A 9,507-nucleotide genomic window follows, 5' to 3' on the forward strand; every position below is an offset into this window, starting at 1 on the left:
GATCTCGTCGCGCGTGTGGCCGAGCAGTCGCATGTCGATGCCGTCGCCATCATCGATGAAAGCGGGCGGGTCATCGCCACATCGAAGGATGAGGCGAGTGGTTTTTCCGCGCGCCCGCTTTCCGGGCGCGACCTGCGGCAATTCCTTGCCGACGGGCCGGCGGCACTTCAGCCTGTCGAGACTGCCGATCCGGGTCTTGCGGCGTTTCTGCGCCGCGTCTCGCTCCCCGGCGGCGAGGCGGCGGCCGTTTTCATTCGCCTCGATCAGGCCGCGCTCGTCGAAAGCCTGAAGGCGAAGGCATGGAGCGTTCTCGTGTGGCTCACGGGGGCGATCATCGTCGGCATGGTGATGGTGTCGCTCCTCATGCAGCGGATCGTCGTCGGGCCCATCGAGGCGCTGCGGAGTTTCGCCGAGCGGCGCGAACCGATGCCCGACCTGCCTTCCACCAGCCCGGGCGATGAAATCGCCATCGTCGCCAGCGCGCTTGCAAATTCCTTCAAGGCCACGAGCGCGAGCGAAAGCCGGCTTGCCAGTCTCGCCCATACCGATGGCCTGACGGGTCTCGGCAACTGGACTTTTCTCAAGTCGCGCCTTGCCGAAGAGATCGCGGAAGCCACCCGCACCGGCGAGACGATCGCCGTGATGATCCTCAATCTCGACAAGTTCAAGGATATCAACGACACGCTCGGCCACGATTCCGGCGACGCGATCCTCCAGCGCACGGCGGACATATTGCGAGGTTGCCAGAAACCGGGCGACATCGTCGCGCGGCTCGGCGCGGACGAATTCGGCGTCGTCATCCGCGGAGCCATGTCCTCGGACGAGGCGGTCGAATGCGCCAATCGCTTCATTCGCGCGGTCGGCGTGCCCTTCCGCATCGGCGCGCAGGAAATCCATCAGACGGCCTGTGTCGGCCTCACGCTCTATCCGCAGGATGCGCGCGACCCGGACGTCCTTCTCAAGAATGCCGATCTCGCGCTTTCGCGGGCCAAGTTCGAGGGGTCGAGCGCCTGCGTGCTCTATCGTCACGAGTTGCACCTGCGGGTGATGGAGCGCAATTCCATCGAGCGCGATCTCCGCGCGGCGCTCGCGCAGAAACAGTTCGTGCTCTACTACCAGCCGAAGGTCGACATCACCTCCGGCCGCATCAGCGGGGCGGAGGCGCTCATCCGCTGGCAGCATCCCGAGCGCGGGCTCATCGCGCCCGATCTCTTCGTGCCCGTGGCCGAGCGTTGCGGCTTCATCGGCGATCTGACGCGGTGGGTGCTCGATGAGGCGTGCAGGCAAAACCGTGCCTGGCAGGAGGACGGGCTTCCCAAGGTGGGCGTCGCCGTCAACGTATCGGCGGTCGATCTTCGCCGGCCGGATCTCAGCGACATGGTCGCCAACACGCTCGTGCGCCACGCTATTTCGCCGCAATATCTCGAACTCGAAGTGACCGAGAGCATGGTGATGCGGGATGTCGATGTGGTCATCGGCACATTGCGGCGCCTGCGCAGTCTCGGCGTCGGCATCGGCATCGACGATTTCGGCACGGGCTATTCCTCGCTCGCCTATCTCAAGAGATTTCCGGTGAAGCGGCTCAAGATCGACCGCAGCTTCGTGCGCGACATCGCGGATACGCGTGACGGGAAGATCATTCCGAAGGTCATCATAGATCTTGCGCACAGCCTCGGCCTCAACGTGCTCGCGGAAGGCGTGGAGAATGTGGCGCAGCTCGAAATCCTGCGCGCGCTGGGTTGCGACGAGGCGCAGGGCTATTTTCTCGGCAGGCCGATGCCGGCGGCCGAGTTCGAGGTCTTCCTTCGCCACGCGCCGAACGGGCTTCATCCCGTGGAGGCGCTGCGCGACGTCATGACCATCGCGGCGAGCGCAAGCACGCTCCGCCGCCACGGCTTGCCCGGCTCGGCGGCCTGATCCCGAATTCCTCTCCCGGTTGACGCAGGGTTTGCCTGTTAAGGGCGGGCGCATCTTTCGCGCGGCTTTACGGGCGGCGTTCCCAAGCTACATTCTGCTTGAAACAAGACATGCAGCCGCCCTCGCACGAAGCTGGGGGCGGGCGAACGATGTTGCAGGAGGACGTGATGGATCTTGCGTATGGTCCCGAATACGAGGCATTCCGGCAGGAGGTGCGCGACTTCATCGCGAAGCATCGCGACAGGGCGCCGCGCCGTTTCGGCGTGTCGCGTCCTTCGGGCGATTCCCTCGAATGGCAGCGCCTCCTGATCGAGCACGGCTATGCCGCGCGCACGATCCCGAAGGAGTATGGCGGCTACGGCGCCGAGCCCGACATTCTGAAATCGCGGATCATCGCCGAAGAATTTTCGAGCGCGGGCGTGCCCATGGGGCTCGCCAATCAGGGCATTTCCATGCTTGTGCCGACGCTGCTCGAACTCGGCACCGAGGAGCAGAAGAAGAAATGGATCGCGCCGACGCTTCGCGGCGAGGTCGTCTGGTGCCAGGGCTATTCGGAACCGGGCTCCGGCTCCGATCTCGCCTCGCTGCAGACGAAGGCGGTGGAGGATGGCGACGATTTCGTCATCAACGGCCAGAAGATCTGGACATCGACGGCGCATGCGGCGGACATGATCTTCTGCCTCGTGCGGACCGAGCCCGACAAGCCGAAGCATGAGGGCATTTCCTATCTCATCTTCTCGATGAAGACGCCCGGCATCGAGGTGCGGCCGCTGAAGACGATGACGGGCCATGCCGAGTTCAACGAAGTCTTCTTCACCGATGTGCGCGTGCCGAAGAAGGATATCGTCGCGGGCCGCGGGCAGGGCTGGTATGTCGCCAATGCGACGCTCAAGCATGAGCGCGGCATGCTCGGCGATCCCAATCAGGCGGGAACGCGGCTCAAGGAAATCGTCGCGCTCATGCATGAGGAAACGCTCGATGGCGAGCGCCTCATCGACAATCCGCTGTTCCGCGACCGGCTGCTTCAGTTGCAGGCGCGCGTCTTCGCCATGCAGTTCCACGGGCTGCGACTGCTGACGGCATCGGCGAAGAAGGAGGATGCGGGCATCGAGCGGCTCATCGTGAAGCTGCAGGGCTGCGAACTCAATCATCAGCTCGCCGCGCTCGCCATCGACGCGCTCGGAGAACTCGGCGTTCTTTATGGCGACAGTCCACGTCTGCGCGCGCATGGCGCGTGGCAGCACCGCTACATGTTCGATCTCGGCCTCATCATCGGCGGGGGAACGGCGCAGATTCAGAAGAACATCATTTCGGAGCGCGGCCTTGGCATGCCCCGCGAACCGAAGCTCGCAAAAGCCTGAGGAGAGCGGGACATGGAATTCGGACTTTCGGAAGACCAGAGGCTGATGCAGGAGAGCGTCAACAGGACGCTCGAAAAAGTCTCGCCGCTCGAGCGCGTGCGCAAGGCGGCGGATGGCGGGGAGGACTATGCCCGCGACATCTGGCAGGCGCTCGTCGAACTCGGCGTGCCGGGCATGCTCATCCCCGAGGCTGAAGGAGGAATGGGGCTCGGCCTGCTCGATGCCGCGCTCGTCTCCGAGGCGCTCGGCCGGCATGTCGCGCCGGTGCCCTTCCTCGCCAGCGCCGTCATGGCGCCGCTCGCGCTCATGGGCGCGGGCAGCAGGGCGCAGCAGGAGGCGTATCTGCCGAAGCTCGCGGCGGGTGAGGCGATTGCCGGCGTCGCGATTTCCGAGCGGGCTTCGGGCGCGCGCGACAAGGCGGGCGTCACGGTACGGAACGGTAAGCTCAACGGCACGGCGCTCTTCGCGATCGATTTCGGTGGCGCGGATTTCTTCATCGTTGGCGACCGTGAGGGCGGCCTCCATCTCGTCCGGGCGGACGCGCCGGGCCTCACGCGCAAGCGGCTGACGACCATCGACCTGACGCGCTCCATCGGCGAACTCGGCTTCAGCGATGTCGAGGCCGAGCCGCTCGCCTCTGGCGATGCGGCGACGACGTCGCGCCGCATGCTCGATGCGGGCCGCGTCATGCTTGCCGCCGATACGCTCGGCGCAGGCTGGATGATGATCGACAAGGCGGTCGATTATGCCAAGGAGCGCAAGCAGTTCGGCCGCGTCATCGGCTCGTTCCAGGCGGTGAAGCATATGTGCGCCGAAATGGCGGCGGAGCTTGAGCCCGGCCGTTCGCTCATCTGGTATGCGGCGCATGCCTTCGATGCGATCCCCGGCGAGGCGTCGCTCATGGCGGCGCATGCCAAGGCGCATCTTGCGGAGGTCGGCCGCTTCGTCGCCCGCACCGCGACCGAGGTTCATGGCGGCATGGGCTTCACCGATCTTCTCGGCCTGCACTACTGGTTCAAGCGGATCGGCTTCGACCGGCAGTTGCTCGGTTCGCCCGAACGGGCGCGTCACGATGCGGCCGTGCTGCAGGGCTGGGCGGCGGACTGACGATATTTCCGCATCGACGCAAATCCTTGCATTGAATGGCTCGTGGCAGGCGTTATCAATGTCACGGGCCATTCGATAGCGTCTGGCCGGAGCGTCGGGGGATGCCGGTCATGGGGAAAGCGGGCGAGGTCTTCGGAATCTTTCTGAGGCTCGGCCTCACTTCCTTCGGCGGGCCGATCGCGCATCTGGGCTATTTCCGCGACGAATTCGTCGAGCGCCGCCGCTGGCTCGACGATCGCGCCTATGCCGATCTCGTCGCGCTGGCGCAGTTCCTGCCAGGGCCGTCGAGCAGCCAGGTCGGCATGGGGCTCGGCCTCATGCGCGCGGGGCTGCCCGGCATGGCGGCGGCCTGGGCGGGTTTCACGCTTCCATCGGCCCTTGCGCTCATCGCCGTTGCCTATGGCGCCTCGCTCCTCGAAGGCAGTGTCGCGCGCGGCATCACGCATGGGCTGATGCTCGCCGCCGTCGGCGTTGTTGCGCAGGCGGTCATCCAGATGGGGCGGGCACTGACGCCGGACGCGCCTCGGCTGGCGCTTGGCGCCGCTGCGGCCATAGCGGCGCTCCTCTCGCCCGGCGCGCTGATGCAGATCGGCGTTCTCCTTGCGGGCGGGCTCATCGGCCTTGCCGTGCTGAAGCCCGTGGCGCCCGGCGATCATGTGCCGCTGCAAGTTGCGATCAGCCGCAAGGCGGGCGCGCTGTCGCTCGCGCTCTTCTTTCTGCTTCTCCTTGTCCTGCCGCTGCTTGCGGCCGGTGGCGGGCCGGGCCTCCAGCTCTTCGACATCTTCTTCCGGGCGGGCTCGCTCGTTTTCGGCGGCGGCCATGTCGTGCTGCCGCTTCTCGAGGCAGGGCTCGTGCCGCGCGGCTTCATCGAGCGGGATGTGTTCCTTGCCGGATACGGCGCGGCGCAGGCGGTTCCCGGCCCGCTTTTCAGCTTCGCCGCCTATGTCGGCGCGGCGCTCAGCGAAGGGCCGCGCGGCCTCATTGGCGCGGCGATCTGCCTTGCGGGCATGTTCGGACCCTCCTTCCTGCTCGTGCCGGGGGCCATGCCTTTCTGGGTCCGGCTCTCGCATCTCATGCCCGCTCGCGCGGCGATGATGGGCGTCAACGCGGCCGTGGTCGGCATCCTCGCCGCGGCTTTCTACGACCCCATCGTGACGACGGCCATTCGCGGGCCGGCCGATGCGGGGATCGCGCTTCTCGCCTGGGGGGCGCTTTCGTTCACACGGCTGCCGGTCTGGGCCATCGTTCTTCTTTGCGGCGGCGCCGGCATCCTCGTTTCATGAGCCTGCGAACTGCTCTATTGATGAGATGGCGGCGCCGGAGCCGCCGCGCTTCGGGATGAGAGCCCATGTATATCGGATATGCCGCAGCCTTCCTGACGACGGTTTCCTTCCTGCCTCAGGCGTGGAAGACCATCAAAACCCGGAATACGGACGGAATCTCGGTGCTCATGTATCTCTGCATGGTCGTCGGGGTATTCTTCTGGCTCGTCTATGGCGTGCTGCTCGGCGATGTGGCGCTCATCGCGGCCAATGCGCTCACCTTCGTCTTCGCGCTGCCGATCCTTCTGATCGCACTCGCCAATCGCTCGAAATGCCGCCGCGACCCTTGCTGACGCGACGTTCGCCGGCCCGCGCCATGTCACGACTTGCGCGATGGCGCGGTGCCTGATTGCATAGCGCCACCGACATTCAGAAACGGGCATAATCCGGGAGGACAAAATGCGCGCTGCCATATTCCGCGATGGCGATCTCGTCGTCGATACGATGCCGGAACCCAAGCCCGGCGACGGCCAGGTTCTGGTCAAGACGCTGGCCTGCGGCATCTGCGGCTCGGACCTTCATGCGTTCCATCACGCGCATCACATGGTCGATGCGGCGAAGCGCTCGGGCTCGAGCTTCGTGATGGACCTCAAGCGCGACATCGTGTTCGGACATGAATTCTGCGCCGAGGTGCTCGATCACGGACCCAACACGCAGAAGACGCTGAAGCCCGGCACGCGCGTCTGCTCGGTGCCGATCGCCGTCACCGTGGCGGGCGAGAAGGCGAAGGTGCATCCGGTCGGCTATTCCAACGAGATGCCGGGCGGCTTTGCCGAGAACATGGTGCTGAACGAGATGCTGCTTCTCGAAGTGCCGAACGGTCTGTCGGCGGAGCATGCGGCGCTGACCGAGCCGATGGCGGTCGGCTGGCACGCGGTGCAGAAGGCGCGGCTCACCAAGGAGGACATCCCCCTCGTCATCGGCTGCGGGCCGGTCGGGCTTGCCGTCATCGCGGGGCTCAAGATCGCGGGCGTCGGGCCGATCATCGCCGCCGATTTCAGCCCGGCGCGGCGCAAGCTCGCCGAGCGCATGGGCGCCGACATCGTGGTCGATCCGGCGGAACATTCACCCTACAAGCGCTGGACCGAGGAAGCGACGCCCGAAGGCTACGACCCCACAAGCGTCGTCTCCATTCTCGGCCTCGGGCCGAAGATGCGCCCGGCCGTGATCTTCGAATGCGTCGGCGTGCCGGGCATCATTCAGCAGATGCTCGAAGGCGCGCCGCGCGAGGCGCGGATCGTCGTCGTCGGCGTCTGCATGGAGCAGGACCGCATCGAGCCCTTCTTCGGCATCAACAAGGAAATCAACATGCAATTCGTGCTCGGCTATACGCCGGACGAATTCGCTTTGACCCTTCGCCACATCGCCGAAGGGCAGATCGAGGTCGCGCCGCTCGTCACCGGGCAGGTTGGTGTCGAGGGCGTGAAGCAGGCTTTCTCCGATCTCGCCAATCCCGAGCAGCACGCCAAGATTCTCGTCGAGCCCTGGCGTTGAAGGATGGGCGCTGAAGGGCAGGCGTTCGCTGCCCGTCAGGCGCTGCGGATCGAGCCCATGAACTGACGCACTTCGTGCCCGAGCGTGGCGACCTCGTTCGCCAGCCCGGCCGCGGAGTGCGCGACCGCTTCGGCGGTCCTCACCGTCTCGCCCGTGTCGGCGCGGACGGTATCGACCGTCCTCGCCGCCTCGCCGGTGCTTGCGGCGGCGACATGCGTGCTTCTCGTGATTTCTCCGGTCGCCGCGTTCTGCTCCTGAACGGCGGCTGCGATGGCCTGGCTCATCTCGCTGATGCTGGAAATGCGGCCGCGGATCGAGGCGATGGCACCAACGGTCTGCTCGGTCACGGACTGGATGGCGTTGATCTGCGTCGAGATGCCTTCGGTCGCTTGCGCCGTCTGATTGGCGAGCGTCTTCACCTCGGCGGCGACGACGGCGAAGCCGCGTCCCGCTTCGCCCGCGCGCGCGGCCTCGATCGTCGCGTTGAGGGCGAGCATGTTCGTCTGCATGGCGATGCTGGTGATGAGTTCGATCACCTCGCTGATGCGCTGGGCGCTTTCGGAGAGGTTCTGGACGGTCCGGTCGGCGGCTTCCGCCTCGGCGACCGCTTCGCTCGCGATCTCGGTCGAGCGGGCGACCTGCCGCGCAATCTCCCCGATCGAACTCGACAGTTCCTCGGCCGCTGACGCGACGGTCTGGACGCTTGTCGAGGCGAGGTTGGTTTCGTTGGCGACGCTTCCGGCGAGATCGTCGGTCTTGTGCGCGGACGCGACCATCGCTTCGGCGGTCGTCTTCACTTCGGCCGAGCGTTCGCCGATGGAGCCGACGACGCGGCCGACCATGGCCTCGAAATGATCGGCGAGGCGCGTGCGCTCCTCCCTGCGCTCCTGTCTGGCGCGCCGCTCATCCTCGACCCGCTGATGCGAGAGCCGTGTCGCCTCGGCTTCGGCGGCGGTGGCGCGGGCGACCGCGCCGTCTGCGTTCTCGATCGCCTGCTCCATGTGGAAGGCGCCGTAGATGAGCGCCGCCGTCTCCAGAACGACGATGACGGCATGGGTGAGGACACGGCTGAAATCCGCGCCGCCGGGCCAGAGCATTTCAGGCAGGATGAAATTGAGCGCGAGGTGGTGGATAGCGACGGCGGCCGCTGCCACGACGATCGCGCGCCAGTCGACCAGCGTGACGAGCATGGCGAGCGCCGCCATGAAATAGAGGTGAAGGTCGATCTGAAGCGCCATGCCCCGATACTCATCGACCAGCAGCATCGCCATGATCATGAGGCTGAAGGAGGCGAGCATCCGCGCGGGCATGCCTTGCGGGTTTGCCCGCCAGAGGGCGGTGGTGAGCGCGGCGAAGACGGCGGCGCCGATCGTCGCCGACATCCATGGCACGCCGAACCAGATGCCACCGAGCGCGAGCAGCGGCACATGCAGCCACAGATAGGCGATCAGGAAGCGGAGCGAGTTGAGGCGGATGCGGTCGATCGTTGACATGGGCCTAATCCAGGACGGTTTTTGCCGGAGAGAGCGGGGAGAGAGCCTGCATGCGCGGAAGGAGGCAATCGCCCACCGGTAGCGCATCGAGGGGGAAGAGCGCGCCGGTCTTCCACAGCGCGGGGAGCGACCAGCCATGCGGAAAACGGGCGATGACGATGTTCTCGGCGGCGCCGATGCGCATGATGCGGGCATCGAGCGTGGCCAGTCTCGCCGCCGCCTCGGGGAAGCCGGTGCCGGGCATGAAGACAACGGCGACGCTCGTGGCGCCGGGCCGGGGCGCGGCGGCGCTTGCGACCGTGAAGCCGAGCCCCGCGATCATCGCTGCCGCGACGAGGCACGGGCCTTTCCATCGGCTGCCGGCGCGAGACGGCATTCCTGCGTCGGCACACACGGTCATCTGCTCCGCACACATCCTTATTCCGCTGACGTTTCCCCCTTGTGGCACGTCATTGCTAACCAACAGCTAATCCCCATGGTAAAACTGTTGTTTTTATGGCATTGCGGGGTGCGGCAAGGCGTGCCGGAGGCCCGATCATTTCAATCTGCCGGGGGCACGGGGTTGCGCTAGAGTCGGATGCGGACAACGGAAGGGAATTGATTCATGTTCACCGGCACGGCATTTGTCATCGCGATACTCGTTCTCGCCATCATCTTCATCGCCAAGGCGATCAAGGTCGTGCCGCAAGGCTATGTCTATACGGTCGAGCGCTTCGGGCGGTACACGCACAGCCTGATGCCGGGCCTCGGCATCATCACGCCGTTCATCGACGCCATCGGCTCCAAGGTCAACATGATGGAGACCGTGCTCGA

General features: G+C 65.8%; 8 protein-coding genes and 1 pseudogene. 7 read left to right on the forward strand and 2 right to left on the reverse strand.

The features are described 5' to 3' along the window. The 6 genes from PKA57_RS11070 to PKA57_RS11095 all read left to right on the forward strand — a co-directional run. Positions 1 to 1,917, forward strand: a 1,917-nt coding sequence (locus tag PKA57_RS11070) for an EAL domain-containing protein (RefSeq protein WP_324300504.1), incomplete at its 5' end; no start/stop codon positions are given. A 167-nt stretch (positions 1,918 to 2,084) separates the two neighbouring features. Continuing rightward, positions 2,085 to 3,278, forward strand: a complete 1,194-nt coding sequence (locus PKA57_RS11075) for an acyl-CoA dehydrogenase family protein (RefSeq protein WP_324300506.1) — start codon at positions 2,085 to 2,087, stop codon at positions 3,276 to 3,278. A gap of 12 nt (positions 3,279 to 3,290) precedes the next feature. Next, positions 3,291 to 4,385 (forward strand): acyl-CoA dehydrogenase family protein, encoded by a 1,095-nt coding sequence (locus tag PKA57_RS11080; protein WP_324300508.1) that lies wholly within the window; start codon positions 3,291 to 3,293, stop codon positions 4,383 to 4,385. A gap of 110 nt (positions 4,386 to 4,495) precedes the next feature. Next, the gene (gene chrA / locus PKA57_RS11085) at positions 4,496 to 5,668 is read left to right on the forward strand and encodes a chromate efflux transporter (RefSeq protein WP_324300510.1); all 1,173 of its coding nucleotides are present in this window, start codon (positions 4,496 to 4,498) and stop codon (positions 5,666 to 5,668) included. A 65-nt stretch (positions 5,669 to 5,733) separates the two neighbouring features. Beyond that, positions 5,734 to 6,000, forward strand: coding sequence for a SemiSWEET transporter (locus PKA57_RS11090; protein ID WP_324300512.1), 267 nt, complete (start codon positions 5,734 to 5,736; stop codon positions 5,998 to 6,000). Between the two features lie 106 nt (positions 6,001 to 6,106). Next, on the forward strand, positions 6,107 to 7,201 hold the full coding sequence (locus PKA57_RS11095; protein ID WP_324300514.1) for a zinc-binding dehydrogenase: 1,095 nt from the start codon (positions 6,107 to 6,109) through the stop codon (positions 7,199 to 7,201). A 35-nt stretch (positions 7,202 to 7,236) separates the two neighbouring features. Here the strand turns inward: PKA57_RS11095 and PKA57_RS11100 are convergent, their stop codons facing one another. Next, entirely contained in the window at positions 7,237 to 8,694 is a 1,458-nt protein-coding gene (locus PKA57_RS11100) for a methyl-accepting chemotaxis protein (RefSeq protein ID WP_324300516.1), read from the reverse strand. A gap of 4 nt (positions 8,695 to 8,698) precedes the next feature. Next, entirely contained in the window at positions 8,699 to 9,070 is a 372-nt protein-coding gene (locus PKA57_RS11105) for a hypothetical protein (RefSeq protein ID WP_324300518.1), read from the reverse strand. Positions 9,071 to 9,298: 228 nt separating this feature from the next. On the opposite strand from PKA57_RS11105, the pseudogene PKA57_RS11110 reads away from it, so the two are divergent. Next, positions 9,299 to 9,507 (forward strand): annotated as a pseudogene (locus tag PKA57_RS11110) (SPFH/Band 7/PHB domain protein); the annotation flags it as partial.

Source organism: Parvibaculum sp. (assembly GCF_035325945.1).
In the GTDB taxonomy this organism is placed as follows: Bacteria; Pseudomonadota; Alphaproteobacteria; order Parvibaculales; family Parvibaculaceae; genus Parvibaculum.